Source organism: Mycobacterium sp. E787, assembly GCF_001668725.1.
GTDB lineage: Bacteria > Actinomycetota > Actinomycetes > Mycobacteriales > Mycobacteriaceae > Mycobacterium.
In genome coordinates this window covers 1-26340 of record NZ_LZKL01000085.1, presented here as the reverse complement: position 1 = coordinate 26340, position 26340 = coordinate 1, and the positions used below count along the sequence as shown (strand labels likewise).

At 69.0% G+C, this 26340-nt stretch carries 21 protein-coding genes and 1 pseudogene; 2 read left to right on the top strand and 20 right to left on the bottom strand.

Annotated elements, in window-relative coordinates; translation table 11 throughout:
* Window positions 1-55 precede the first annotated feature (55 nt).
* Window positions 56-820, bottom strand: coding sequence for a methanethiol S-methyltransferase (gene mddA / locus A5705_RS16640; RefSeq protein ID WP_068278679.1), 765 nt, complete (start codon window positions 818-820; stop codon window positions 56-58).
* A 197-nt stretch (window positions 821-1017) separates the two neighbouring features.
* Here mddA and A5705_RS16635 point away from each other — a divergent pair, with 197 nt between their 5' ends.
* A complete protein-coding gene (locus tag A5705_RS16635) occupies window positions 1018-2736 on the top strand; it encodes an ATP-binding cassette domain-containing protein (protein WP_082956516.1) in 1719 nt (572 codons plus the stop codon).
* A 48-nt stretch (window positions 2737-2784) separates the two neighbouring features.
* On the opposite strand, the gene A5705_RS16630 is transcribed toward A5705_RS16635, so the two are convergent.
* The 16 genes from A5705_RS16630 to A5705_RS16555 form a co-directional block, all read right to left on the bottom strand.
* Window positions 2785-3561, bottom strand: coding sequence for an adenylate/guanylate cyclase domain-containing protein (locus tag A5705_RS16630; RefSeq protein ID WP_067883035.1), 777 nt, complete (start codon window positions 3559-3561; stop codon window positions 2785-2787).
* Between the two features lie 54 nt (window positions 3562-3615).
* The gene (locus tag A5705_RS16625) at window positions 3616-5172 is read right to left on the bottom strand and encodes an HD domain-containing phosphohydrolase (protein ID WP_067883034.1); all 1557 of its coding nucleotides are present in this window, start codon (window positions 5170-5172) and stop codon (window positions 3616-3618) included.
* 58 nt (window positions 5173-5230) lie between these two features.
* Window positions 5231-8071 (bottom strand): preprotein translocase subunit SecA, encoded by a 2841-nt coding sequence (secA, locus tag A5705_RS16620; RefSeq protein WP_068278732.1) that lies wholly within the window; start codon window positions 8069-8071, stop codon window positions 5231-5233.
* 111 nt (window positions 8072-8182) lie between these two features.
* On the bottom strand, window positions 8183-8875 hold the full coding sequence (gene hpf, locus A5705_RS16615) for a ribosome hibernation-promoting factor, HPF/YfiA family (protein WP_067883033.1): 693 nt from the start codon (window positions 8873-8875) through the stop codon (window positions 8183-8185).
* Between the two features lie 316 nt (window positions 8876-9191).
* Entirely contained in the window at window positions 9192-9824 is a 633-nt protein-coding gene (locus A5705_RS16610) for a ComF family protein (protein WP_067883144.1), read from the bottom strand.
* Window positions 9825-9880: 56 nt separating this feature from the next.
* The gene (gene oxlT, locus A5705_RS16605) at window positions 9881-11152 is read right to left on the bottom strand and encodes an oxalate/formate MFS antiporter (protein ID WP_068278677.1); all 1272 of its coding nucleotides are present in this window, start codon (window positions 11150-11152) and stop codon (window positions 9881-9883) included.
* Window positions 11153-11583: 431 nt separating this feature from the next.
* Entirely contained in the window at window positions 11584-13350 is a 1767-nt protein-coding gene (gene lpqB, locus A5705_RS16600; protein ID WP_067883031.1) for an MtrAB system accessory lipoprotein LpqB, read from the bottom strand.
* Window positions 13350-15023, bottom strand: coding sequence for an MtrAB system histidine kinase MtrB (mtrB, locus tag A5705_RS16595; RefSeq protein ID WP_082956514.1), 1674 nt, complete (start codon window positions 15021-15023; stop codon window positions 13350-13352). The genes lpqB and mtrB overlap by 1 nt, the downstream gene beginning before the upstream one ends.
* On the bottom strand, window positions 15020-15706 hold the full coding sequence (gene mtrA / locus A5705_RS16590) for a two-component system response regulator MtrA (RefSeq protein ID WP_055576516.1): 687 nt from the start codon (window positions 15704-15706) through the stop codon (window positions 15020-15022). The genes mtrB and mtrA overlap by 4 nt, the downstream gene beginning before the upstream one ends.
* 80 nt (window positions 15707-15786) lie before the next feature.
* A complete protein-coding gene (locus tag A5705_RS16585; RefSeq protein WP_068278675.1) occupies window positions 15787-16419 on the bottom strand; it encodes a dTMP kinase in 633 nt (210 codons plus the stop codon).
* A 98-nt stretch (window positions 16420-16517) separates the two neighbouring features.
* Window positions 16518-17990 carry an adenosylhomocysteinase gene (gene ahcY / locus A5705_RS16580; RefSeq protein WP_068278673.1) on the bottom strand — a complete coding sequence of 491 codons (1473 nt, stop codon included), beginning with the start codon at window positions 17988-17990 and terminating at the stop codon, window positions 16518-16520.
* A 58-nt stretch (window positions 17991-18048) separates the two neighbouring features.
* Window positions 18049-18660: a TetR family transcriptional regulator gene (locus tag A5705_RS16575; RefSeq protein WP_369803374.1), complete on the bottom strand. Its 612-nt coding sequence runs from the start codon at window positions 18658-18660 to the stop codon at window positions 18049-18051.
* 35 nt (window positions 18661-18695) lie between these two features.
* Window positions 18696-18878, bottom strand: a complete 183-nt coding sequence (locus A5705_RS16570; RefSeq protein ID WP_067883026.1) for a rubredoxin — start codon at window positions 18876-18878, stop codon at window positions 18696-18698.
* Entirely contained in the window at window positions 18875-19048 is a 174-nt protein-coding gene (locus A5705_RS16565; RefSeq protein WP_067883025.1) for a rubredoxin, read from the bottom strand. The genes A5705_RS16570 and A5705_RS16565 overlap by 4 nt, the downstream gene beginning before the upstream one ends.
* Window positions 19045-20280, bottom strand: a complete 1236-nt coding sequence (locus A5705_RS16560; protein WP_068278671.1) for an alkane 1-monooxygenase — start codon at window positions 20278-20280, stop codon at window positions 19045-19047. Before A5705_RS16560 ends, A5705_RS16565 begins: the two co-directional genes overlap by 4 nt.
* Before the next feature lie 80 nt (window positions 20281-20360).
* Entirely contained in the window at window positions 20361-21857 is a 1497-nt protein-coding gene (locus A5705_RS16555; RefSeq protein WP_067883023.1) for an amino acid permease, read from the bottom strand.
* A 64-nt stretch (window positions 21858-21921) separates the two neighbouring features.
* Here A5705_RS16555 and A5705_RS16550 point away from each other — a divergent pair, with 64 nt between their 5' ends.
* Window positions 21922-23358: an NAD(P)/FAD-dependent oxidoreductase gene (locus A5705_RS16550; RefSeq protein ID WP_068278669.1), complete on the top strand. Its 1437-nt coding sequence runs from the start codon at window positions 21922-21924 to the stop codon at window positions 23356-23358.
* A gap of 2 nt (window positions 23359-23360) precedes the next feature.
* Here the strand turns inward: A5705_RS16550 and manA are convergent, their stop codons facing one another.
* The 3 genes and pseudogenes from manA to manB form a co-directional block, all read right to left on the bottom strand.
* On the bottom strand, window positions 23361-24587 hold the full coding sequence (gene manA / locus A5705_RS16545; RefSeq protein ID WP_068278667.1) for a mannose-6-phosphate isomerase, class I: 1227 nt from the start codon (window positions 24585-24587) through the stop codon (window positions 23361-23363).
* 8 nt (window positions 24588-24595) lie between these two features.
* Window positions 24596-25693: a TobH protein gene (locus A5705_RS16540; protein ID WP_067883020.1), complete on the bottom strand. Its 1098-nt coding sequence runs from the start codon at window positions 25691-25693 to the stop codon at window positions 24596-24598.
* Window positions 25690-26340 (bottom strand): annotated as a pseudogene (gene manB, locus A5705_RS16535) (phosphomannomutase/phosphoglucomutase); the annotation flags it as partial. The pseudogene manB and the gene A5705_RS16540, both read right to left, overlap by 4 nt.

Below are 26340 nucleotides of genomic sequence, written 5' to 3'. Positions count from 1 at the left end.
ATCGCATCGGGATTCGCAATGGCGTTACGCTCGCGGGCTTTTGGGCCTTGGAGGATTAGTGCTGGGCAACGGCTTCGGCCGGGCGCCGGCGCGGCGCGCGCTTGAGCGGTACCAGCATCGGCACGTCGCGCTGGTAGTCGCGGTACTGATCGCCGAGCGCCGCGACCAGGCTGCGCTCCTCGATCTGCAGTGCGACCAGGATGTAGGCCGTGATGGCGATCGAGAACAGCAGGTGCCCGGCCGTCATCGTGGGTGTCGCCCAGAATGCGATCAGGAATCCCAGCATGAGCGGGTGGCGCACCAAACGGTAGAACAGGTGGGTGCGAAAACCCAACTCGGCGTATGGTTTTCCGCGCCACGCCAGAAACACGTGCCGCAGGCCGAACAGGTCGAAGTGGTTGATCATGAAGGTCGACGCCAGCGCGATCGCCCAGCCGAGCCAGAACACGGCCCATATCGCCGGTCGCACCGCCGTGTCCCGCACATCCCAGATGACGGCCGGCATGTCGCGCCATTGCCAGTAGAGCAGCATCAGCACAGCGCTCGACAGCACCACGTAGGTGCTGCGCTCTATGGACCGCGGCACCAACCGTGTCCACCACGCCTTGAACGACTTCCGCGCCATGACGCTGTGCTGGACACCGAACGCGCCTACCAGCAACACGTTGATCAGCACCGCCTGGCCGACCGGAGCGGGGAGCCCGTGATCGACGGATCGGGGCACCCAGAGGTTGGCCAGGAAACCGACGAGATACAAGAAGGCCGCGAGGAACAGCAGGTACGCTGCGGCGCCGTAACCAATGATCAAGTAACGCTTCATGACCCAAGTCTCCGCCGGGCGGACGGTGCGGGATATAGGTCATTTGCCTCAATTTCGCGGGGCGGGCGACTAGTCAATTTTGACTAGTTTTCGCGAGCTGGTGGCAGATGGGGCAGATGCCTCATGCGAACGCGGACGCGGTAGGGCGACGATCGGCCATGACGACGCCACTTCGAGGAAAGCACCGAGGCCACATCATGACCGAATCGACATGCAGGGCAACGACTACCGAGGCCACCGGCACGCGACGATCAGCATCCGGCGGCGTTCGCGTCGACGCGATCGGCGTCGGCCGGCGCGTGGGTGGGCGGCAGATCCTCCATGAACTGTCGCTGTCGGTGGAGCCCGGAGAATTGGTCGCCATCGCCGGCGGCAGCGGTGCGGGCAAGACCACCTTGCTGGAAATCCTCGCCGGACTGCAACCGCCGTCGGTGGGAGAGCTTCGCCACGACGGCGTCGCTCCCCGCATCAGCTCCGGCTCCGCGATCGGCTACGTACCCCAGGACGACATCATCCACCTGGAGATGCCCCTGCGCCGCACGCTGCGCTACGCGGCGCTGCTACGGCTGCCCGCCGGCACAACTGCGGCGGAAGCGGAACGGATCGTCGACGAGACCCTGCACGACCTCGACCTGGCCGACCGGGCCGACGTGCCGGTGCGCGCCCTGTCCGGCGGTCAACGCAAGCGGGCCAGCATCGCCGTGGAGCTGCTGACCCGGCCGCACCTTTTCTTCCTGGACGAACCCACCTCCGGGCTCGATCCCTCCACTGCGGCTGACGTGATGCGCTTGTTGCGCCGGCTCAGCCAGCGCGGAATCACGATCGTTCTGACGACGCACGAGCCGGCGGGGATCGACCAGTGTGACCGGGTGGTCTTCCTGGCTCGCGACGGCCACTTGGCATTCACCGGCAGTCCGGCCGCCGCGCGGCGCTACTTCGGCGTGGAGAACCTCACCGAGGTGTACGAGCGGCTGGCGGGCGAGCACAGTCCGCAGCTCTGGGCGAAGCGATTCGCGGAAAGCCGGGTGAACTCGACCACCCGGCCCGGCTCACACCCGCGGCCCGTACCGGCCGTCCGCCCCGACGTCAGGCGCCCGGGCATGGCCCGGCAATGGTGGCTACTGACCCGGCGCAATGTCGACGTCCTGGCCCGCAACCGACTGACGCTGGCGATCCTGCTCGGCTCACCGGTGCTGGTGACGGTCATGATGGCGACGTTGTTCAAGCGCGGCGCGTTCGATCCGGGCGGCGCGGCCGGCGCCGGCCCCGCGCAGCTGGTTTTCTGGATCGCTTTCGACGGCTTCTTCTTCGGTCTGACGTACGGCCTGCTCCAGATCGTCGGCGAGATGGCCGTTTTCCGGCGCGAACGCCTGGCCGGCCTCAGCGTGAGCGCCTACGTCGGATCGAAGGTGACGGCACTGCTTCCGGTTCTGGCGGGGGTGAGCGCGGTGTTGCTGGTGGTGCTGCGCGCGCTGGGTCGGCTTCCCGCCGTCGGGTGGGGCGTGTACGCCGCGCTGTTCGCGACGATTGTGATCGAAGCGACCTCGGCACTGGCCCTGGGCCTGTTCGCCTCGGCCGCCGTCTCCAACGCCGCGCAGGCGGCCCTGGCCCTGCCGATGCTGTGCTTCCCCCAGGTTCTGTTCGGCGGCGCCATCGTCCCCGTCGACCAGATGGCCACGCCGGGCCGCCTGATGAGCCTGGTCCTGTCGAACCGACACGCCTTCGACGCGTTGGGTCGCGACCTGGGGCTGGACCGCTACACCACCACGCTGCCGGCGATGTCGGCCTACCATGCCACCTTCCAGGGGGGTACCGCCGCCAGCCTCATGGCGCTCGGTTCGTTCGCGGTTGTGCTCACGCTGGCCACCGTCTGGGTGCTGGACCGGCGATCCCGGCCCGGGGCCGCCGTGCGATGACAACCCCGCTGAACCGGGCCCGCGATCCCGCGGGCCCGGTTCACGGCATTACGCCGAAGCCACGAAGACGTCAATCGGCGCCGATTGCCCCCGCAGATGCAGTGTGCGCCGCCGCGCGCCGGCCATGAGTGCATCTGCGACTCCCCCAGCGACCAGCAACTCACCGCCGGCGGCGTGTTGTTGCATCCGGGCTGCGGCGTTGACGGGACTACCGAGCGCGGTGAAATCGACCACGGCCCCGCCGACGTTGCCGACGTATGCGACGCCGGCGTTCACCGCGACGCCGACGTTCAGCCACGGACCGCCCGGTGTGCCGTGCCCGACGGCGTTGAGCAGGTCTTTTCCCGCCTCGACGGCCCGTTGCCGATAGTGGGGGCCGCTGATGCCCCGGACGAAGAACGCCATCACCTCATCGCCGATGAGCTTGTCGATCACCGCGTCGTGGCGCAGCAGCGTCTGCGTCGCGGCGGTGTAGAAGCGGTTGAGCAGGCCGGCGAAGTCCGCGGCGGCCCGCAAGTCGCCCAGCGCCGTGGAGCCGCGGACGTCGGCGAACAACACCGCGATGTCGACCTCCGCTCCGCCCCGCGGCAACGCGTCGCAGCATCGCTCGCAGAGGTTGGGATTCTTGCGCGAGCGGCGGAACCCGGCGGCGGCGAACACCCGGCCGACGGGGCCGCCGAAGGGGTTGTTGCAGAGCTTGCATCGCGGCGCGGAGGGCAGGTAGCGGAACGCGTGCCTGGCCCTGACCAGAGACGCGTGCCCGTCGATGAGCACCTTGTCCCACACTCCCGACGTCACCGCATCCGGAGGCGCGATGCTGGTCATGCGGCAATGATCGCTGCCGGTGACCGTCCGCGCATGGGGCATCGGCCCCAAATATCAGGACCCGGTCGGGGCGCTGCCGGTCAGGCCGTGCCGCGTCGCATACAGGCTGGCCCCGATCCGGTTGGACACCCCGATCTTGGCATAGATGTGCTCAACGTGATTGCGCACCGTCTTCTCCGAAATCCAAAGGGCCGAGGCGATCTCGCGGTTGGTGAGCCCCTGCGCGACGTGCAGCAGCACCTCGGCCTCGCGGCGGGTCAATCCCGCCGGCCTGGCGGGCCTGCGCGACGGCCGGTGGCCCGCGGCTTCGAGCACGGCCTCGACCGCGTCGCCGTCGAGGCGGCCGCGCGACGCTTCACCGCGCAGCCGCCCGGCCGCGCCCGTCTCGTCGGATGCCTCGCGATGCGGTCGCGGCTCGGTTGAGGCGCAATAGCTTTCGGCGGCGGCGAGTATCCGGTCGCGGACGGACAGGTCCTCACCCCGCAGACCGTTCGGATATCCCGACCCGTCCAGTCGTTCGTGGTGGTTCACCGCGACCTCCCGGACGGCCTTCAGCCCACCGACCCGCGCCAAGATCCTGCCGGACAGATACGGGTGCAGATGCACCCGCTCGCGTTCGGCGTGGGTGAGTTCACCGGGCTTTTCCCACACCCGGTTGGACACGCCGATGCGACCGAGGTCGTGCACGTAACCGGCGCGGCGCAGAACGTCGATGTCGTCGCTCGGCAGCCCGGCGCATTTCCCGGCGTTCTCCGCCAGCTCGGCCACGGCACGCGAATGACCAAGGGTGAACGGGCATTTCAGGTCCGCGAAGTCCCCCATCGCGCGCAGGAGCCGGTCCAGCGCGTCGCCGCTCAGCGCCTCGCCGGGATCAGGAGCAAGGTCGGCGGCGGCCGACCACGCATCTTCGTTCTCGCGCAACAGCTCGCCGGCGGCCGCGGTGAACGCCGCGACCACGTCGGGGTCGAATTGCTTGCCGCTGCGCTTGCGCACCTCGGCGATCGCGGCCTCCGCACCGTAGGCGCGATGGTGCACTTCGGCGATGTCGGCTACCTGCGCCACCCGCATCGCCACCGGTATGCGGTCTCGGGCGGCGCCGGCGGGCATGCCGCTGCCATCCCATCGTTCATACGCATACGGCAGGGCCTCGCACACGTCCGCGCCCAAGCCGATCTCCTCGGCGAGCAATGCGGCCGACAGGCAATGGGATTGCACCAGCCCGCCGATATTCCCGCGTGCGTCCCAAAACACCCTGGCCGCCAGCTGCGCCCGCTTCGGCAACGTGGCCCCGCGGCCCAGATTGCTCATGAGGAATCGGCGGTACGGCGCGCCGGACCAGTCGATGTAGTGGCTGGCGTGCCGCACCGCGATGTCGTCGCCGAACCAGCGCGCGTACTCGTGGGAGTCGGCGTGACAACCGATCCACATCACCAGGCCGGTGTAGAAAACGGTGCCGCGCTCGCGCTCGCTCAGCCCGAGCCGCTCGCCGAGCCTGGTGCCCAGCGCCGCCGATCGCAGCATGTGGTCCATCGGCTGCCCGAGCCCGAGGTCGATCGCCAACGACAGCGCCGCCAGCACCTCGGTCCGCGACACCGCTCCGTCGAAGGGCATGAAACGTGCCCCTTTCTCGACCGGGTCAGGCCCGCGGCATCTCCGACCGGTTGCCGACTTAGCGCCGCTTCACCGACTTTGGCGGCTTGGCGCCGCGACCCTGCCGGCGCGCGGCCTCGCGGCGCTCGCGACGGCTGGCGCCGCCGGGCGCGCCGGCCGTCGTCTTCTGCGCGCCACCGCCGTTGCGCTGCACCTGCGCCGAACCGTCCTCGGCAGGGCCGGAATACGTGAGCGCGGGCGCCTCGTCATCGATGCCCTTGGCGCGCAGGGTGCTTGGCGCCTCCTCGCGCGGCGCCGCGGGCGGTTGGGCTTCGCCGCCGGGCTGTCCGCCGGCGGCGGTTCCCAGCTCCGCGAGGCCCTCCGGTGTCGCCTGGGGGGCGACCTGCGGCGCGGGCACCGCCTCCACGGTGACGTTGAACAGGAAGCCGACCGACTCCTCCTTCATGCCGTCGAGCATCGCCATGAACATGTCGTAGCCCTCGCGCTGGTACTCCACCAGCGGGTCGCGCTGCGCCATCGCCCGCAGCCCGATGCCCTCCTTGAGGTAGTCCATCTCGTAGAGGTGCTCGCGCCACTTGCGGTCGATGACGTTGAGCAGCACGTTGCGCTCCAGCTGGCGCATCGCGCCCTCGCCGGCGATTTCCTCGAGCTCGGCTTCCCTTGCGGCGTAAGCGCGTTCGGCGTCCTTGAGCAACGCGTCGAGGAGCTCGTCGCGGGTGAGGTCCTCGAGGTCGTCGTCACCGTCCCGGCGCGTCAGCGTCACGTGGTCGATCCCGACCGGATAGAGCGTCTTGAGCGCCGACCACAGCGCCTCCAAGTCCCAATCCTCGGCGTAGCCCTCGGCCGTCGCGCCGTTGACGTAGGCGGTGATCACGTCGCGGACCATGTCCAGCGCCTGGTCCTTGAGGTTCTCGCCCTCGAGGATGCGGCGGCGCTCGGCGTAGATCACCATCCGCTGCTGGTTCATCACCTCGTCGTACTTGAGGACGTTCTTTCTGACCTCGAAGTTCTGCTGCTCGACCTGGGTCTGCGCGCTCTTGATCGCGCGGGTCACCATCTTGTTCTCGATCGGCACGTCGTCGGGCAGGTTCAGCCGGTTGAGCATCGCCTCCAGCGCCGCGCCGTTGAAGCGGCGCATCAGCTCGTCGCTCAGCGAGAGGTAGAAGCGCGACTCGCCAGGGTCGCCCTGGCGGCCGGAGCGGCCGCGCAGCTGGTTGTCGATGCGCCGCGACTCGTGCCGTTCGGTGCCCAGCACGTACAGGCCGCCGGCCTCGATCACCTCGGCGGCCTCCTTGCCGGCCTCCTCCTTGACGATCGCCAGCTCCTCGTGCCAGGCCGTCTCGTACTCGTCGGGCGTCTCCACCGGGTCCAGCCCGCGCTCGCGCAGCCGCTGATCGGTGAGGAAGTCGACGTTGCCGCCCAGCACGATGTCGGTGCCGCGGCCGGCCATGTTGGTGGCGACGGTGATACCGCCGCGGCGGCCCGCCACCGCGATGATGCCCGCCTCCTGCTCGTGGTACTTGGCGTTGAGCACGTTGTGCGGGATGCGGCGCTTCTGGAACTGCCGCGACAGGTACTCCGAGCGCTCCACGCTGGTGGTGCCGATCAGGACCGGCTGCCCCTTCTCGTAGCGCTCGGAGACGTCATCGACCACAGCGATGTACTTGGCCTCCTCGGTCTTGTAGATGAGGTCGGAGCAGTCGGTGCGGATCATCGGCTTGTTGGTCGGGATGGAGACCACGCCCAGCTTGTAGATCTCGTGCAGCTCGGCCGCCTCGGTCTGGGCGGTGCCGGTCATGCCGGCCAGCTTGTCGTAGAGGCGGAAGTAGTTCTGCAGCGTGATCGTGGCCAGCGTCTGGTTCTCGGCCTTGATCTCGACGTGCTCCTTGGCCTCGATGGCCTGGTGCATGCCCTCGTTGTAGCGGCGGCCGATCAACACGCGGCCGGTGAACTCGTCGACGATGAGCACCTCGCCGTCGCGGACGATGTAGTCCTTGTCGCGGGTGAACAGCTCCTTGGCCTTCAGCGCGTTGTTCAGGTAGCTGACCAGCGGCGAGTTGGCGGCCTCGTAGAGGTTGTCGATGCCGAGCTGGTCCTCGACGAACTCCACGCCCTTTTCGTGCACGCCGACCGTGCGCTTGCGCAGGTCGACCTCGTAGTGCACGTCCTTTTGCATCAGCGGCGCCAGCCGCGCGAACTCGAGGTACCAGTTCGACGCGCCGTCGGCGGGGCCGGAGATGATGAGCGGGGTGCGGGCCTCGTCGATCAGGATGGAGTCGACCTCGTCGACGATGGCGTAGCTGTGGCCGCGCTGCACCAGGTCGTCGAGCGAGTGGGCCATGTTGTCGCGCAGGTAGTCGAAGCCGAACTCGTTGTTGGTGCCATACGTGATGTCGGCGTTGTAGGCGACGCGCCGCTCGTCGGGCGTCATCTGCGCGAGGATCACGCCGACCTGCAGGCCCAGGAAGCGGTGCACCCGGCCCATCCACTCGCTGTCGCGCTTGGCCAGGTAGTCGTTGACGGTGACGATGTGCACGCCCTTGCCGGCCAGCGCGTTGAGGTAGGCCGGCAGCACGCAGGTCAGGGTCTTGCCCTCACCGGTCTTCATCTCGGCGACGTTGCCGAGGTGCAGCGCGGCCGCGCCCATCACCTGCACGTCGAACGGGCGCTGGTCAAGCACCCGCCACGCGGCCTCGCGGGCCACGGCGAACGCCTCGGGCAGCAGGTCGTCGAGGGTCTCGCCCTCCTCGAGGCGCCTGCGGAACTCGTCGGTCTTGGCCCTCAGCTCCGCGTCGGTGAGCTTCTCGACGTCGTCGGACAACGTGTTGACATAGTCGGCCACCCGCTTGAGGCGTTTGACCATGCGACCTTCACCAAGGCGCAGCAACTTCTGTAGCACGGTGTCGTCCCTCTTGGGGATGTTCCCCTGTTGGATGGCGTTGTTCTTCGCCGCATCAGTGTTCGGCGCCATCCATCGTAGGTGACACGCCGGAAAAGCCCGCGAACGTCGTCAGGACAGACTGATCAGCCCGTAGTCGTAGGCGTGGCGACGGTAGACGACGGACGGCCGCTCGGTCTGCTTGTCGAAGAACAAGAAGAAGTCGTGCCCGACCCGTTCCATCTCGTACAGCGCGTCGTCGACCGTCATCGGTTTGGCCTGGTGCTCCTTGGTGCGCACCACCCGCCCCGGCTCGCGGTCAAGGTGTTCGTGCCCGTCGACACCGGCGCCGTCGTGCTCGTGCGGCTGCACCGGCTCGCTGTCGAAGGCCTTCGCGGGTAGCGGGGCGACCGCGGTCGCCGCGGCCAGCGACACCGGCGTCTTGTCGCCATAGTGGACCTTGCGTCGGTCCTTGACGCGGCGCAGCCGGTTCTCCAGCTTGTCGACCGCCGACTCGAAGGCGGCGTAGAAGCTGTCGGCGCAGGCCTCCGCGCGGCTGACCGGCCCGCGCCCGCGGGCGGTGATCTCCACGCGCTGACAGGACTTGCGCTGGCGGCGGTTGGGGGCGTGCTTGAGCTCGACGTCGAAAAGGTAGATGGAGCGATCGAATCGTTCGAGGCGGGCGAGTTTCTGCGAGACGTAGATGCGGTAGTGATCGGGGATTTCGACGTTGCGGCCCTTGAACACGACCTCGGCGTTCAATGTCGGTTCGGCCGGCCCGGTGGTGTCTGCCGGCGGTTGGTCGAGAGTCTGACCGGAATCCACGGTAAGCCTTGACATACGTGTCAACTCGTTTCCTTTTCCACGTTGCACGCGCTGCGTGCCGGCTTGCTACGAAACGCGCCGACGGGGTGGGAGCGGTTTTGGCCGCAGGCTGCCCGCCGGTGCTAGGAGTCGAATACTCACCTCCTTCGCGTGCGGCGCTTCAACCTGGGGAATCGCGACGAGTGTGTTGCGTGTTCAGGAAGCCCAGGGTGTTCCTGAAGGTTGTCCTCGACGTTAGCTCGTGTTCGCCTTGGGACGCCACCAATTTCGCAGAGCTGTTGCATGTTCTTCACAACCTCATGCCCGGGCCACAGCCTCACGCGGCCGCGATCGCCAGCACCGCCGCCACGCGCACCCCCGCGGCACGCAGGATCCGCACCGACTCGCGCGCCGTCGCCCCCGTGGTGACGATGTCGTCGACGACCAGGACCTCGGTACTCGGCGGCCGCCGGCACAACACGACCCGGCCCGCGACATTGCGCTCGCGGTCCGACGTGGAAAGCCCCACCGAGTCGCGGACCAGCGCCTTCATCCGCAGCGCCTGCACGACGCCGACGTCCGGGTAGCCGGCCACCGCGGCCCGCGCCAGCCGGGCGACGGGGTCACCGCCCCGGCGGCGCGCCGCCGAACGCCGGGTCGGCGCAGGCACGATCGTCAGCGGCGTCTCGACCATGCCCCAGGTCAGCAGCCGGTGCACCCCGACGGCCAGCGCCCGGGCCAGGGGCGACACCAGGTCCCCGCGGCCGCGCTCCTTGCACGCGAGGATCGCCCGGCGGCGCGCCCCGGCGTAACGGCCCAGCGCGAACACCGGCACCTCCGGGTCGATCCGCGGGTCAACCACGTGCGGCTGGTCCGGTTTGGCCTCGAGCTCGGCCGCGCAGGCGGCACACCAGCGGGTCGACGGCGCCCCGCAGCCGCCGCATTCCAGGGGCAGGATGAGGTCGAGCACGGACACAGTCTGGTGGGCGCGTCCGACAACACGACCCGCTTGGCTGAGTGGCCTGCCTAGCCTTCTCGTTGCCCCGCGCTGACGAAACGCCCACGCGCCGGCTTCAACACGAACACGGCCAGCGCTGCGGTTCCCAGATCGAGCGCGATCGCACACTCGAACACCGGGATCCAGCTGCGGGCTTGTTGGTGCAACAGGGCGGCGAGCGGGCCGCCGAAGATCGAACCGATCCCGAACGAGATGTAGAGCCAGCCATAGTTCGCCGTGGCGTAACGGGTCCCGAAGGTGTCGGTCAAGGTGGACGGGAACAGCGAGAAGATCTCGCCCCACCCGAAGAACACCAACCCCGACAGGAGGACGAACATCGTCGCGTCGTGTCGGGTGAGCAGCCAGAGCGTCATGGCGACGCCCTCCAGCGCGAAGGCAAACGCCATGGTGTTCTCACGGCCCAGCCGATCCGATACCCAACCGAACAACGGCCGGGTAAGCCCGTTCGTGAAGCGGTCGATGGTCAAGGCGAGCGGCACGGCGGCGAGCCCGAACACCAATACCTTGCTCACACCGAAGTCAGCGGCGAACGTCGCCAGCTGCGACGTGACCATCAGGCCCGAGGTGGCCATCGTCGTCATCATCACGAACATCAACCAGAAGAGGGGCCGCTTGAGCATTTCGGATGGCCGATAATCGCGCACGGTGGTGGACGCGCGGGCGCTCGACGTACTCAATGCCAGATCCGTCGGCGGCACGTGCAACCCCTGCGCCGCAACGCAACCGACGGCGGCGAACGCGACGCCGAACAGCCACAACGTCGACTCCACGCCGCGTGCGGCCAGCGATGAGGCGATCGGAAAAGTGGTGAGCATGGCGCCCATTCCGTAGCCGGCCGCCACCACACCGGCGGCGAATCCGCGCCGATCGGGAAACCACTGGACCATCAGCCCGACGACGCCGACATACACGATCCCCGTGCCGATGCCGCCGACACCGCCATAGGTGAGGTACAGCATCGGCGCGGTAGTCGCGTGGGATGCGAGCACCCAGCTCAAGCCCGCCAGCAGCGTGCCGATAGAGATCAGCCGGCGGGGCCCGAAACGGTCGACCAGCGCCCCCTGGAATGGCGAGAAAAAGGCCTGCAAAACCACGAGAATCGAGAAGGTGACCTGCAATTCCGGCAGGGCAATCCCGAGTTTGGCGGCGAGCGGCTTGGTCATCAGCGTCCACACGTACTGCGGACTCGATATCGTCATCATGCACACCAGGCCCAGGCCGAGCTGGAGCCAGCGGGTGCGCGCGACGGTCGGCGCTGTAGCCGCTGCCGTGGAGCTCAAGGCGTCCGTGTTAGCAAGCAAAGCGGCTCTCCGTTTCCAGTTACGTGCCGGCGGTGATATCGGGGCGTTTCGAAATGCCAAAGCGCTTGTCCGAAACAAATTTTCAGACAGCGCGAGTTGTTGTGAACACCAATGTGCCTCGCCAACAGTAGGTTTGGCGTGTTACCGGGACATTACCGATGATCACCGGCACATCAACTCCCACTCACTGACGTACCGAGGGCAAGCGCCGACGGTCTGTAATTCGTTGTGATGCAACGTATTTAGCTCGATAATCCGTTGGCGGGCGTGATGATAGATTCTATATATCGCGCCATAACGAGCGATTGTCTGCGCACGTCACCGCGGTTCCCGAACGCGCACCCATCCCGGTTGACTTAGCCGTATTCAGGGTCGTGCACACGACCCCCGTCGCGCACGGCGCCTCTGAGTCAGCCCGGCAAGACCGGCGCCGCGCCGGGCATGTTCAGCCCGGAGACGTCCGACCAGCTCTGCTGGCTTTCGGGCGCCGAGGCCGAATACTGCAGCACCCCCTGCGGGGCGGCGACGTAGACCGCCGACGGGTTGGCCGCGACCGTCGTCACCGGGACCTGCAGGCCGCGGGCCGGCGCGTCGGAGTTGACCCCGTCGAGGTTGACGTAGGACACCGGATGGCTGGCGTCGGTGCGGGTGACCACGATGTCGTCGCCGGTGCGCCACGACAGCGAGACCACCGAGTTGCCCAGCCCGAAACCCAGGCGGCGCGGGTAGGTCAGGGCGTACTGCCCGGCCTGCGTCTGCTCCACGCCGGCGAGGATCACCTGGCCGTTGATCACCATCGCGGCGCGGGTGGAATCGCGGGACAGCTGCAGGTCGGTGATCGGCCCGGGGAAGCTGGCCGCCACCAGCGCGGAATCCACCGGGATCCGCGCGGGCTGCCCGGACGCCGGTTCCTGGATCGCGCGCAGCACGTTGTTGTTGTCCACCACCACCCAGACGGCGTCGTCCAGCGACCAGCTGGGCCGGGTCAGGTTGTGCCCGTCGGCGGACTGGACCGCCTCGCCACCCAGATCGCCGATCCACAGCGACGCCGCCTGGTCCGGCGCGCCGCGCCGCAGCGTCACCACCGACGCCACCTGCCGCCCGCTGCGGGACAGCGCGGCGCCAGTCTGATCGCCCATCCGCCCGAAGGCTCCCGCCACGTTGGTGGTGTGCTGCCCGTCCAGCCCGACCAGCGACCCGTTGACCAGGGCGTGCACGCCCGCACCCGCCCCGTCGGCCACGCCCGGGTCGGTGGCCGCGACATCGGAGGTGGTCCACCCCTCCGCGAACCTGTCGTCCAGCGGCGCGCCGTCGGCGTTGATCACATACGGACCGCGGATGTCCGCGCGGGCCAACGTCCAGATGATCTGTGCGGCAAGCAATTGCCTGCTGTGCGGATCGGTGGTGGACAGTTTCTCCAGATCGATGCGGGCGCCGCCGTAACCGAGCCCGATCCCGTTCTTGCCGCCGTCGGCGCGGGTCACCGGCCCGCGCAGCCGCAGCGGCGGGGCGAGCAGGTTGCGCACCGTGTGGGCCATCTCGGGCCGCGGCCCGGCCAGCATCTTGGACACCAGCTCGGTGGCCAGCTGGTCGTGATCGGCCACCGCCACATAGCGGGGATCGGGAACCACCGTCTTGCCGGTCGGGTCGGCGAAGTACAGCGTGTTGCGTTTGTAGGTCTCCTGGAATTGCTGCCAGTCCAGGAACACCCCGTTGGGCAGGCGGTCGATCCGCCAGCCGCCGGAGGTCTTGACCAACTCGATCGGGCCCGGGTCCGGAAGCACGCCCTCGGCGGTTTCGAACACGCCGACGTCGGACAGCGAGCCCAGGATGTCCGCGCGCATGGTGGCCGAAACCCGTTCGGCGCCACGGGTTTCCACGAACACCACGTGGTCGATCAGCAGCGCGCTGCCGGCGTCGTCCCACGCGTTGGACGCCGACTGGGTGAGGAACTGCCGCGCCGCCAGGTGCCGGTTAGCCGGATCCGCTGTGGCCTTGAGGAATTCGCGCAGCAACACGTCGGGATCCATGCCCGGGGTGGGCTTGGGCAGGTTCGACGGGGCCGGGCGTTCGACGGTGCCGATCGCCTGCGGGGCCGACGAGCTGGGCACCCCCGCGCACCCGGCGAGCAGCACCGCCAGGAACAGCAGCGCCAGCAGCCGTGCCAGCCCCCGCATCAGACGCTCCTCTCGGCGGGTTCCGGTTGGCGCGCCTTATGTTCGGGGGCGCTCGGCTCCGGCATGGGCTGCGGGATGGGCTTCAGCGGCAGCGGGCTGGTGGTGACCTTGTGGCCGCGTACCAGCGGAAGCGTCAGCCGGAAGCAGGCGCCCTGGCCCGGCTCGCCCCAGGCCTCCAGCCGCCCCTGGTGCAGCCGCGCGTCCTCGACGCTGATCGCCAGGCCCAGCCCGGTGCCGCCGGACCGGCGCACCCGCGACGGGTCCGAGCGCCAGAACCGGCTGAACACCAGCTTCTCCTCGCCCGGCCGCAGCCCGACGCCGTAGTCGCGAACGGTCACGGCGACGGTGTCCTCGTCGACGCCCATCCGGATGTCCACCGGTTTGTGCTCGGCGTGGTCGATGGCATTGGCGATCAGGTTGCGCAGGATGCGCTCCACCCGCCGCGGATCGACCTCGGCGATCACCTCCTCGGACGGCATGTCCACCTGCAGTTCGATGCCTGCGTCCTCGGCCAGGTGGCCGACGTTGCCCAGCGCGCTCTGCACAGTGGTGCGCAGGTCCACCGCCTCGACGGACAGCTCGGCCACACCGGCGTCGTGCCGCGAGATTTCCAGCAGGTCGTTGAGCAGTGTCTCGAACCGGTCCAGCTCGTTGACCATCAGCTCGGTGGACCGGGCCAGGGTCGGGTCGAGGTCGGCGCTGTGGTCGTAGATCAGGTCGGCGGCCATCCGCACCGTCGTGAGCGGGGTGCGCAGTTCGTGGCTGACGTCGGAGGTGAACCGGCGCTGCAGGTTGCCGAACTCCTCCAGCTGAGTGATCTGCCGGGACAGGCTCTCGGCCATGTCGTTGAACGACAACGCCAGCCGGGCCATGTCGTCCTCGCCGCGCACCGGCATGCGTTCGGACAGGTGCCCCTCGGCGAACCGCTCGGCGATCCGCGACGCCGACCGCACCGGCACCACCACCTGCCGCGAGACCAGGAGCGCGATCCCGGCCAGCAGGACCAGCAGCACCCCGCCGCCGGTGATCATCGTGCCGCGCACCAGCTGGATCGTGGCCTGCTCGTTCTTCAGCGGGAAGATCAGGTACAGCTCAACGTTCGCCACCTGTGACGACGTCGGCGTCCCGACGATCAGCGCCGGCCCCGAAAAGCCCTCGGTGTGCACGGTCGCGTACTGGTAGGCCGCCTGGCCGGCCTTGACGAACCCGCGCAACGAGCCGGGCACCTGGTCGACGGGGCCGGCCGTGGTCGCGGCGCGCGGGCCGTCGCCCGGGACGATCAGCACCGCGTCGAAAGGCCCGGCCAGCCCGGCGCCCGAGGCGGTGTCGGTCTTCGAGGTCAGGGTGTTGCGGGCCAGCTGCAGGCTGCTGTCCAGCGAGCGCGTCTCCTCGCCGTTGACGATGCCGCCGACGGTGGTGCGCGCCCGCTCGATCTGCTCGATGGCGGCCTTGACCTTGACGTCCAGCACCCGATTGGTGACCTGGCTGGTCAGCACGAAGCCGAGCGCGAGGATCACCGCCAGCGACAATCCGAGTGTCAGCGCCACGACCCGCAGCTGTAGCGATCGGCGCCAGGCAACGCCCACGGCTCGACTCAACGCACCCATGCCGCGGGTCATGGGGCCAGAGCGCCCCCAACGGCTTCTCGTGCGTCGCGGCGAGCGCCAGATCACGGAGGTCCGGCCTTGTATCCCACTCCTCGAACGGTCAACACCACAGTCGGGTTCTCAGGGTCCTTCTCGACCTTGGCCCGCAGACGCTGGACATGCACGTTCACCAGGCGGGTGTCCGCCGGGTGCCGATATCCCCACACCTGTTCGAGCAGCACATCACGAGTAAACACCTGGCGCGGTTTGCGTGCCAGCGCGACCAACAGGTCGAACTCCAGCGGTGTCAGGGAGATCTGCTCGCCGTTGCGGGTGACCTTGTGCGCGGGCACGTCGATGTCCACGTCGGCGATCGACAGCATCTCGGCGGGCTCGTCGTCGTTGCGCCGCAGCCGCGCGCGCACCCGGGCGACCAGTTCCTTCGGCTTGAACGGCTTCATGATGTAGTCGTCGGCGCCCGACTCGAGGCCGAGCACCACGTCGACGGTGTCGGTCTTGGCGGTCAGCATCACGATCGGGACGCCGGAGTCGGCGCGCAGCACCCGGCACACGTCGATCCCGTTCATGCCCGGCAGCATCAGGTCCAGCAGCACCAGGTCGGGGCGCAACTCGCGCACCGCGGTCAGGGCCTGAGTGCCGTCGCCGATGACCGCCGTGTCGAAACCCTCCCCACGCAGCACGATGGTGAGCATCTCGGCCAGCGAAGCGTCGTCGTCGACGACCAAAATCCTTTGCCTCATGGAGTCCATGGTGTCACCAGATCGGGATAAATTTGGGGCGCCACACGGGCGTTTCTTCTTCGATACGGCCAAATCGTGACCAATTTGTGCTACCCGGCGGTCAAAGTTGCCGCCAGATCCCCCGGATCGACGTCTTTCTCGACGACCAGCCAGCGACCTCCGAAGTCCGCCGCGGCCAACTGCGCGTAAACCGCGCCGGTGCGCCGCTGCAGTCCGTCGTCGCGTTCATAACTGTCGCGCGCGCGGCCGGGTTCGTTCTCGGCGCGGTGGCGCGCCCGCTGCGCGGCGAGCTCTGCGGGCACCGCGAGCAGCACCTGACAGTCGGGCGCGGGCACCCCCAACCGCTCGTATTCCAGCCGGTGCACCCAGGCCGCCGCCTCCCCGGCCGCGTCCTGGTGCAGCCGCGCCGCGCTGTAGGCGGCGTTGGAGGCGACGTAACGATCCAGGATCACCACGTCGTAATCGCGGCACAGGCCCTCGATCTCGGCGATCGCCCCGGCGCGGTCGAGCGCGAACAGCATCGCCATCGCGTACGCCGACGACGCCAGGTCGCCGTGCTCGCCGTGCAACGCCTCAGCCGCGATGTCGGCGGTCACCGACCGCCCATAACGCGGGAAGGCCAGTGTGGCAACCGACTTGCCGGCGCGTTCGAAGGCCTTGCGCAGGCCGTCGGACAGGGTCCGCTTGCCGGAGCCGTCGACCCCTTCCATCGCGATCAGCACGGCGCGAGCCTATCGGGCTCGCCCTGCGCACGAGTGTGCGGCAGGCCGCACGCTCGGTGCCGAATGTGCGGCTGGCCGCACGCTCGGCGACCCGGCGCTCAGTAGCGGTAGTGGTCCGCCTTATACGGGCCGTCGACGTCGACGCCGATGTATTCGGCCTGCTCTTTCGTCAGCTTGGTCAGCTGGCCGCCGAGGGCCTCGACGTGGATGCGGGCCACCTTCTCGTCGAGGTGCTTGGGCAGCCGGTACACCTCGTTGTCGTACTCGTCGTTCTTGGTCCACAGCTCGATCTGGGCGATCACCTGGTTGGAGAAGCTGTTGCTCATCACGAACGACGGGTGTCCGGTGGCGTTGCCCAGGTTCAGCAGCCGGCCCTCGGAGAGCAGGATGATCGACTTGCCGCTGTCGCCGAACGTCCACACGTCGACCTGCGGGCGGATGTTCACCTTGGTGGCGCCGGACTTTTCGAGCTGGGCGACCTGGATCTCGTTGTCGAAGTGCCCGATGTTGCCCAGCACGGCGTGGTCCTTCATCGCCTTCATGTGCGCCAGGGTGATGATGTCCTTGTTGCCGGTCGCGGTGATGACGATGTCGGCCTCGCCGATCGCGTCCTCGACCGTCTTGACGTCGTAACCCTCCATCAGCGCCTGCAGCGCGTTGATCGGGTCGATCTCGGTGACGACCACCCGCGCGCCCTGGCCCTTGACGGAGTCCGCGCAGCCCTTGCCGACGTCGCCGTAGCCGCAGATCAGCACCTTCTTGCCGCCGATCAGCACGTCGGTGCCGCGGTTGATGCCGTCGATCAGCGAGTGCCGGCAGCCGTACTTGTTGTCGAACTTGGACTTGGTGACCGAGTCGTTGACGTTGATCGCGGGGAACGCCAGGTCGCCGGCGGCGGCGAACTGATACAGGCGCAGCACGCCGGTGGTGGTCTCCTCGGTGACGCCCTTGACCGACTCGGAGATCTTCGTCCACTTCTCCTTGTCGGTCTCGAAGCGGCGGCGCAGCAGCTCCAGGAAGACCTTCCACTCGGTGGGGTCGTCCTCCTCGGCCGGGGGCACCACGCCCGCCTTCTCGTACTGCGCGCCGCGAAGCACCAGCATGGTGGCGTCCCCGCCGTCGTCGAGGATCATGTTGGCCGGTTCGTCGGGCCAGGTCAGCATCTGCTCGGCGGCCCACCAGTATTCCTCGAGCGTCTCACCCTTCCAGGCGAACACCGGCACACCCTTGGGCTCCTCGGGCGTGCCGTGCGGGCCGACGACCACCGCGGCCGCGGCGTGGTCCTGGGTGGAGAAGATGTTGCACGACGCCCACCGCACCTGCGCGCCCAGCGACACCAGGGTCTCGATGAGGACCGCCGTCTGCACTGTCATGTGCAGCGAGCCCGAGATCCGCGCCCCCTTGAGCGGCTGCACCTCGGCGTACTCGCGCCGCAACGACATCAGACCCGGCATCTCCTGCTCGGAGAGCTCGATGTCCCGCCGGCCGTAATCCGCCAGCGACAGGTCGGCCACCTTGAAATCGATGCCGTTGCGGACCTCGGCGGTTAACGAAGTTTCGGTCGTCGTCATAGCGTGATCTTCCTTCTTCGACGTTTGGGGGGCTCACTCGAGCCAAGCGGTACTTAGCTTAGGTATGTTCTTCCGCCACTGTAGCCGCGACCCCATGACGCTCCGCGAACGGCGTCATCAGCCGCGCAAGGTCCGCGGCGACATCATGGTCGGCCTCCGGGGGCATGGACACGTAGCTCAGCGCCAGCCGCACGATGGCGCGCGCCAGCACGCCGGCGTCCTCGTCGCTGGTGGCCACCCAGCTGTTGGTCAGCGCCGTGGTCAGCCGGGCCGACGCCCGGGTGATGATGGGCCCGCTGTCGGTGGTGATGATCTGCAGCAGGTCGGGCTTGGCGACGCCGGTCAGCAACGAGATCACCAGCGGGTCGGCCGCCGACTCCGCGAAGAAGGAGCGGAATCCCTGCAGGAACGCCTCGTGGATGTTGCCGACGTTGGCGTCGATCGCGCCGCCGACCGCGTCGACCAGGCGGTCGGCCAGGCGCAGGGCGTACCCCTGCGCCAGGCCCTGCCGCGAACCGAACTCGTTGTAGATGGTCTGCCGGCTGATGCCCGCGGCGCGGGCCACGTCGGCCAGCGTGATGGCCGACCAGTCGCGGGCCAGCAGCAGGTCCCGCATCGCGTCGAGCACCGAGTCGCGCAGCAGGACGCGCGACGCCTCCGCGTACGGCATCCGCTTCACAGGCGCGACACTAGCGGTTGCGCTGCTCACGATCGAGCGATCTCGACCATCTCGAAATCGGACTTCGCGGCGCCGCAGTCCGGGCAGCTCCAGTCCTCGGGGATGTCGTCCCAGCGGGTCCCGGGCGCGATGCCGTCCTCCGGCCAGCCCAGCGCCTCGTCGTATTCGAAGCCGCACTGGATGCAGCGGAACAGCTTGTAGTCACTCATGCCTTGGCTCCTTGCATCTCGAAGTCGACCTTCTCGCGCACCGCGCAATCCGGGCAGCACCACTCGTCGGGGATGTCGCTGAAGGGCGTGCCCGCGGGAAAGCCTTCCCGCGGAGCCCCTTTCGCTTCGTCGTAAACGTAGTCGCAGCCCGGGCAGCGGTAGGCGCTCATGCGCTCGCCCCGTAGCGTGCCAGCACCCGGTCGCGCAGCCGCGGCTGGATGTTGACCTTGCTGATGTCGCCGTCGTAGTGGGACAGCACCCGGTGGTCCATCACCTTGCGCCACAGCGGCGGGAAGTAGGTGAGCGAGATCATCGACGCGTACCCGCTGGGCAGGTTGGGCGAGCCCTCGATGCTGCGCAGCGTCTGATAGCGACGGGTCGGGTTGGCGTGGTGATCGCTGTGCCGCTGCAGGTGGTACAGGAACAGGTTCGTCACGATGTGGTCGGAGTTCCAGCTGTGCACCGGCGCGCACCGCTCATAGCGGCCGTTCGCGTTCTTCTGCCGCAGCAGCCCGTAGTGCTCGAGGTAGTTGACCGCCTCGAGCAGGCTGAACCCGAACACCGCCTGGATGATCACGAACGGGACCAGGCCCACGCCGAAGATCGCGATCAGCGCGCCCCACAACACCATCGACATCAGCCAGGCGTTGAGCACGTCGTTGGACGGATAGGTCGTGGGGTTCCAGGGGCTCCTGTCCTGCCGGCGAATCCGCTGGGCCTCCAGCCGCAGCGCGGAACGCAGGCTGCCGAACACGCTGCGCGGCAGAAACTCCCAGAACGTCTCGCCGAAACGCGCCGAGGCCGGGTCTTCGGGTGTCGAGACGCGCACGTGGTGGCCGCGGTTGTGCTCGATGTAGAAGTGGCCGTAGCAGGACTGCGCCAGGGTGATCTTGGACAGCCACCGCTCCAGCGACTCCTTCTTGTGCCCCATCTCGTGGGCCGTGTTGATCCCCACCCCGCCGAGGACCCCGACGGACAGCGCCACGCCCAGCTTGCCCGCCCAACCCAGGCCGCCTTCAGAACCGGCCGGGAAGCCGAGCCAGCTCAGGTTGGACGCGGTGAACAGGTAGGCGCCCAGGATCACGCTGAGGTACTGGAACGGGATGTAGACGTAGGTGCAGCGGCGGTAGTACTTGTCGTTCTCCAGGCGCTCCATCACCTCGTCGGGCGGGTTCTGCCCGTCGGGCCCGAAACGCACGTCGAGGATGGGCAGCAGGACGTAGAGCAGGATCGGACCAATCCACAACGGCACCTGCGCGGCGGCGTGCCAGCCCAGCCAATTCAGTCCCCACACGATCGGCAGCATCACGAACAGCGCCGTCGGGGGGATGAGCCCCATCAGCCACAGATGGCGCTTTTTGTCCCGCCAGACGGTCACTTCGGCCGGTTCCACTGTGGTCATATGCCAAGCCTCCTTGTGAGTCATGCCACGTTGGAGTTGGACATTACCGGCGCTTGCGTCTCGTGTCTAGACACAGAAGGCTATTTTGTAAACACAGCCTCCGCCTCGCCGCGCCCGGCGTCCCGGCGCCCCTGCACGGAGTGCCGGTACCCGTAGCCGGCGTAGATCGCGGTTCCCACCACCAGCCACACGCCGAACCGGACCCAGGTCAACGCGGTCAGGTTGAGCATCAGCCATGCGCAGGCGCAGATCGACGCGATGGGCAGCACCGGCACCCACGGGGCCCGGAACCCGCGCTCGAGGTCCGGCCGGGTGCGGCGCAGGACCATGACGCCGGCGGAGACCAGGACGAACGCGAACAGCGTCCCGACGTTGACCATCTCCTCGAGCTTGGCGATCGGGAACACCGACGCCGTCGCCGCCACCACCAGCGCGACCAGGACCGTGATCCGCACCGGGGTGCCGCGCGAGCCGGTCTTGGCGAGCGGCCGCGGCAACAGCCCGTCGCGCGCCATCGCGAACAGCACCCGGCACTGCCCGAGCATCAGCACCATCACGACGGTGGTCAGCCCCGCCAGGGCACCGATGGCGATGATTTTGCTGGCCCAACCGATCCCGTTTGCTGCGAACGCCGTCGCCAGGTTGGCCGGCTTGTGGCCGGGCAGGGTCTTGAGCTGGGTGTAGGACACCATGCCGGACAGCACGACCGCGACGGCGACATACAGCAGGGTGACGATCGCCAGCGACACCAGGATCCCCCGCGGGACGTCGCGCTGGGGCCGCTTGGTCTCCTCGGCCATGGTCGCGACGATGTCGAAACCGATGAACGCGAAGAACACGATGGACGCCCCCGCCAGCACGCCGTAGAGGCCGTAGTGGCTACCCTGCGCGCCGGTCAGCAGCGACAGCACCGACTGGTTGATGCCCGACGCCTCCCGCCCCGACTCGGGCCTGGGGATGAACGGCGAGTAGTTGGAGCCCTTGATGTAGAAGGCGCCGACGATCACGACCAGCACCACCACCGACACCTTGATGCCGGTGATCACCGCGGAGAATCTCGACGACAGCTTGGTGCCCAGGGCGATCAGCGTCGCCACCGCCGCGACGATCAGCAGCGCGCCCCAGTCCAGCTGAACGGACCCGATTTGCGCTGTGCCACCGGCGAACCCGAACACGTTACCGAGGTAGCTCGACCAGCCTTTGGACACGACGGCGGCGCCGATCGCCAACTCCAGCAGCAGGTTCCAGCCGATGATCCAGGCGAGGAACTCGCCGAAGGTGGCGTAGGAGAACGTGTAGGCGCTGCCCGCCACCGGCAGCGTCGAGGCGAATTCGGCGTAGCACAGGGCCGCCAGCGCGCACGTGATGGCCGCGATCACGAACGAGATCCAGATGGCCGGCCCGGTGATGTCGCCGGTGGTCGACGCGGTCACCGTGAAGATGCCGGCGCCGATCACCACCGCGACACCGAACACCACGAGGTCCCACCACGTCAGCTCCCGGCGCAACCGGGTCTCGGGCTCGTCGGTGTCGGCGATCGACTGTTCGACCGACTTGGTGCGCCAGCGATTCGCCATTCCGCCCCGCCCCTTCCCGATGCGCCCGCCCGTTGGACCGCACAGTACTGGGTAGTCTGCGAGCATGGCGGACAGCGGGGGGAACGCGACGGATCATGCGGTAGTCATCGGGGGCAGCATCGCCGGGTTGTGTGCCGCCCGGGTGCTCTCGGATTGCTACACCCGGGTGACCGTCTACGAACGTGACGAGGTGCCGAGCGCCCCGGCCCACCGGGCGACGGTCCCGCAGGACCGGCACCTGCACATGCTGATGGCGCGGGGCGCGGCGGAGTTCGAGGGCCTGTTTCCCGGCCTGCTGGCCGACATGGTGGCCGCGGGCGTGCCGATGCTGGAGAACCGGCCGGACTGCATCCACCTGGGCGCCGCGGGCCACGTCCTCGGCACGGGGCACACGCTGCGCGACGAGTTCACCGCCTACGTGCCCAGCCGCCCGCACCTGGAATGGCAGCTGCGCCGGCGGGTCCGCGACATCGACAACGTCCAAATCGCGCGGCGATCGGTCGCCGAGCCGCGCTTCGACCGCGCGCGCCGGCGGGTGACCGGTGTCCTGCTCGACCCGCAGAACGGGGGCGAGGGCGAGTTCGTGCCCGCCGACCTCGTCGTCGACGCCGCGGGCCGGGGCACCCGGCTGCCGGTGTGGTTGCAGCAGTGGGGATTTGATCGCCCCCGCGAGGAAACCATCGACATCGGCATCAACTACGCCACCCACCGCTTCCGGATGCCGGAGGGCCTGATCGCGGAGAAGGTGGTCGTCGCCGGCGCCTCCCACGACCAGTCGCTCGGGCTGGGCATGCTGTATTACGAGGACCGCACCTGGGTGCTCACCACGTTCGGGGTGGCGGGCGCCAAACCGCCGCAGACGTTCGGCGACATGCTCGCGCTGGCCGGCACGCTGCTGCCCGCCCACTTCACCGCCGCGCTGGCGCAGGCGGAACCGTTCGGGGAGCCGGCGTATCACGCGTTTCCGGCCAGCAAGTGGCGTCGCTACGACAAGCTGAGCCGCTTCCCCGCCGGCATCGTCCCCTTCGGCGACGCCGTCGCCAGCTTCAACCCCACGTTCGGGCAGGGCATGACGATGACGTCGCTGCAGGCCGGTCACTTGCGGCGGGCGCTGCGGTCCCCCGACCTCGAAGTCGAACTGAACCGGGCCACCGCCAGGACCACCTACCCGGTGTGGATGATGAACGGCATCGCCGACGTCAACTTCCACCACGCCGGAACCACGGCGCCCGTCCCCTGGTGGTGGCGGCCGTCGGCGGCGCTGTTCGACCAGTTCCTCGGGGCCGCCGAAACCGAACCCGTGCTGGCCGAATGGTTTTTGCGCCGCTTCTCGCTGCTGGACAGCCTGTACATGGTCCCGCCGCCGCGGATCGTCGGCCGCGCCATGGCGCACAACATGCGGCTGTGGCTGCGCGAGCGCCGGGAAGCCCGGAAGGGGCGACGGGTCGCGATCGCGAGCGCGACGGTGCCGGGCGACGCAGGCCGCCACCAGCAGGCCTAGCCTTACAGCCCTACGGTCGCCCTGAACAGCTTGGCGGGTTCGCGTGCGACCAGCCTGACGGGCCCGTCGTCGGCCGCCACCCAGGCCGCCATCCCGCGTTCCAGCGTGAGCGACCCGGCCTTGCCGTGCACCGTCGTGCAGCCCTCGGTGCACAACAGGATCTGCGGGCCCTCGTGGCTGCACGACGCGTCGACCTCGTGGCCGAGGTACTCGCCGTCGAGCGCCAAGAGCGTGACCGCGAACTCCTCGGTCGGCGTCTCGTAGACCCGGCCCAACCCCTCGCGGCGGATGTGCGGGCGCAGTTGCTCCTCGGTGGTGGGCGTGAAGTTCAGCACCCTCAGCAGCTCGGGCACGTCCACGTGCTTGGGGGTCAGCCCGCCGCGTAAGACGTTGTCGGAGTTGGCCATCACCTCGACCGCGAAGCCGCGCAGGTAGGTGTGCAGGTTGCCGGCAGACACGAAGATGGCCTCGCCCGGGGCCAGGGTGATGCGGTTGAGCAGCAGCGCCGCCAGCACCCCGGCGTCGCCGGGATAGCGCTCGCCGAGCTCGAGCACCATCTTGGCTTCGGCCGCGAATTCCGTTGCGCCGGAGCTGATGTACTGGATGGCGCCGTCCAGCACCGCCGGCACCAACACGTCGATGTCGGGCTGCGGGGCGGTGATCCAGGTGGTGAACAAGGCACGCAGGCCGTCGGCGTCGGACTGGTCGCTCAGCAGGTCGATGTAGGGGTCGAGGTCGGAGACGGCCAGCGCCCGCAGCAGCTCGACCGTCCGCGGCACCTGGCGAAATCCGGCCAGCGCCTCGAAGGAATGCAACGCCACCAACAGCTCCGGCTTGTGGGAGGTGTCGCGGTAGTTGCGGACCGGGGAGTTCACCGGGATGCCCAATCGCTCCTCGCGCAGGTAGCCCTCGACGGCCTGCTCGGCGCTGGGATGGGCCTGCAGCGACAGCGGCTCGTCGGCGGCCAGCACCTTGACCAGAAACGGCAACACGTCCCCGAACCGCGCACGCGACCCCGGGCCGAGCTGCCCCTCCGGGTCGGCGACCAGCTCCTCCAGCAGCGAAACCTCGCCCCTGCCGGTTTCCAGCCAGGCCGGGTCGCCGGGGTGCGCGCCAAACCACAGCTCCGCCTCCGGGTGGGCCGCCGGAACCGGACGCCCGGTGAATTCCGCCAGGGCGGTGCGCGACCCCCAGGCGTAGGTCCTCAACGCCCCGCGAAGCAGTTCCACTTGTCTATCTATCCCCGTACCAGTCGCATGTAAACCGCGGCCATCTCCAGCCGAACGGCCAATACTGCCAGTTGTTGCTCGGCGCTGATGGCGCCACCCAACGCCGGCGCCACCGTGGAGCCGGCCGAGCCGCCGGGCCCGTCGGGCACGTCCTCGGCCGCGAGCAGGTACACGTCCTCGAGCCCGGCGGTCCGGGCCGCCACCACCGTCTGCTCGGCGGACAGGGTCAGCGCCAGCACCCGCAACCGCTCGGGCCGCGGCCCGTCGATCTCCTCGTCGTGGAAGATGTCGTCGACCGCCCCGTCGCTCGTGTTGGCGGCCGCGCGCAGCGCCAGCACGGCATCGGCCAGCCCGGTGGCGGCGACCACCTCGTGCGCCAGCCGCAGCAGCACCGAGCTGCCGTGCCGGGCCAGCGCCAGCGTGGCGGCGCAGTCACCCGCCAGCACCAACCGGCGACCGTCCGCGCGCGCGGCGATCGCCTTGGCCGGGTTGGTGAACAATTCGCGGCCCCCGCTGTTGCGCAGCGCCTCCGCATCCAGCGCGTCGGCGAGCACACTCAGGTCGGCGCCCCGCCCGCCGTCGACGGTTTGCAGGGCGGCCAGCCCGGCCGCGAAGTAGCGGCACAGACCGAACACCTCGGGCACCTCGAGCCGCGGCTCGAGCGCCGCGCCGCGCCCGGCCGCGGCGTCGCGCAGCGGGCCCTCGTTGGGCGCCACGACGAGCACCCGGGCGCCGCGCCGCACGCCGGTGGCGGCGGCGATGACGAGCGCGGGGTCGCCGGGATCGTCGCCCGCGACGATCAGCACGTCCAGCGGGCCGATCCACGGCGGCACCTCGCCGGTGAGCGTGATCGGGGCGGGCGCCACGCCGCCCATCGTGGCGGCGAGCATGGCCCCGGCGGTCTCGGCGGGGCCGCGGCCGGACACCCAGATCAGGCTGCGCGCACGGTCGTCGGTCCGCAGCGGGTCCAGCGCGCCCTCGTCGACCGCGGCCGCGATCGCGCGCACCTGCGCCCCGGCCGAGGACGCCGCCCGCAGCAGGCCGTCGCGGTCGGCGGCCAGCAGGCCCTCGCCGTCTTCGAGGTCGATGACGCGGGTGGCGCTCACGGGGCGGACCCGGCGATCTCGGCGCGAACCTGGGCGACCACCGCGTCGACGTCCTCGGTCGTGCGGCCCTCCACGTTGAGCCGCAGCAACGGCTCGGTGTTGGAGCTGCGCAGGTTGAACCAGCTGCCGTCGCCCAGATCGACCGTCACCCCGTCGAGGTGGTCGATGGACTGGATCCGGGTGCCGAACGATTTCAGCACCGCCTCCACGCAGGCCGCCGCGTCGGCCACCGTGAAGTTGATCTCGCCGGACGACTCGTAGCGCTGGTAGTCGGCGGTCAGCTCGGACAGCGGCCGGTCCTGCTCGCCGAGTGCGGCCAGCACGTACAGCGCCGCCAGCATCCCGGAGTCGGCGCCCCAGAAATCGCGGAAGTAGTAGTGCGCCGAATGCTCGCCGCCGAAGATCGCGCCGGTGTCGGCCATCAGCGCCTTGATGTAGGAGTGGCCGACCCGCGAGCGCAGCGGGGTGCCGCCGCGCTCGGTGACCAGTTCGGGCACCGCGCGGGAGGTGATCACGTTGTGGATGATCGTGGCGCCGATCTCCCGGCCCAGCTCGCGCGCGGCCACCAGGCTGGTCACCGTCGACGGCGACACCAGCCGCCCGCCCTCGTCGACCACGAAGCACCGGTCGGCGTCCCCGTCGAAGGC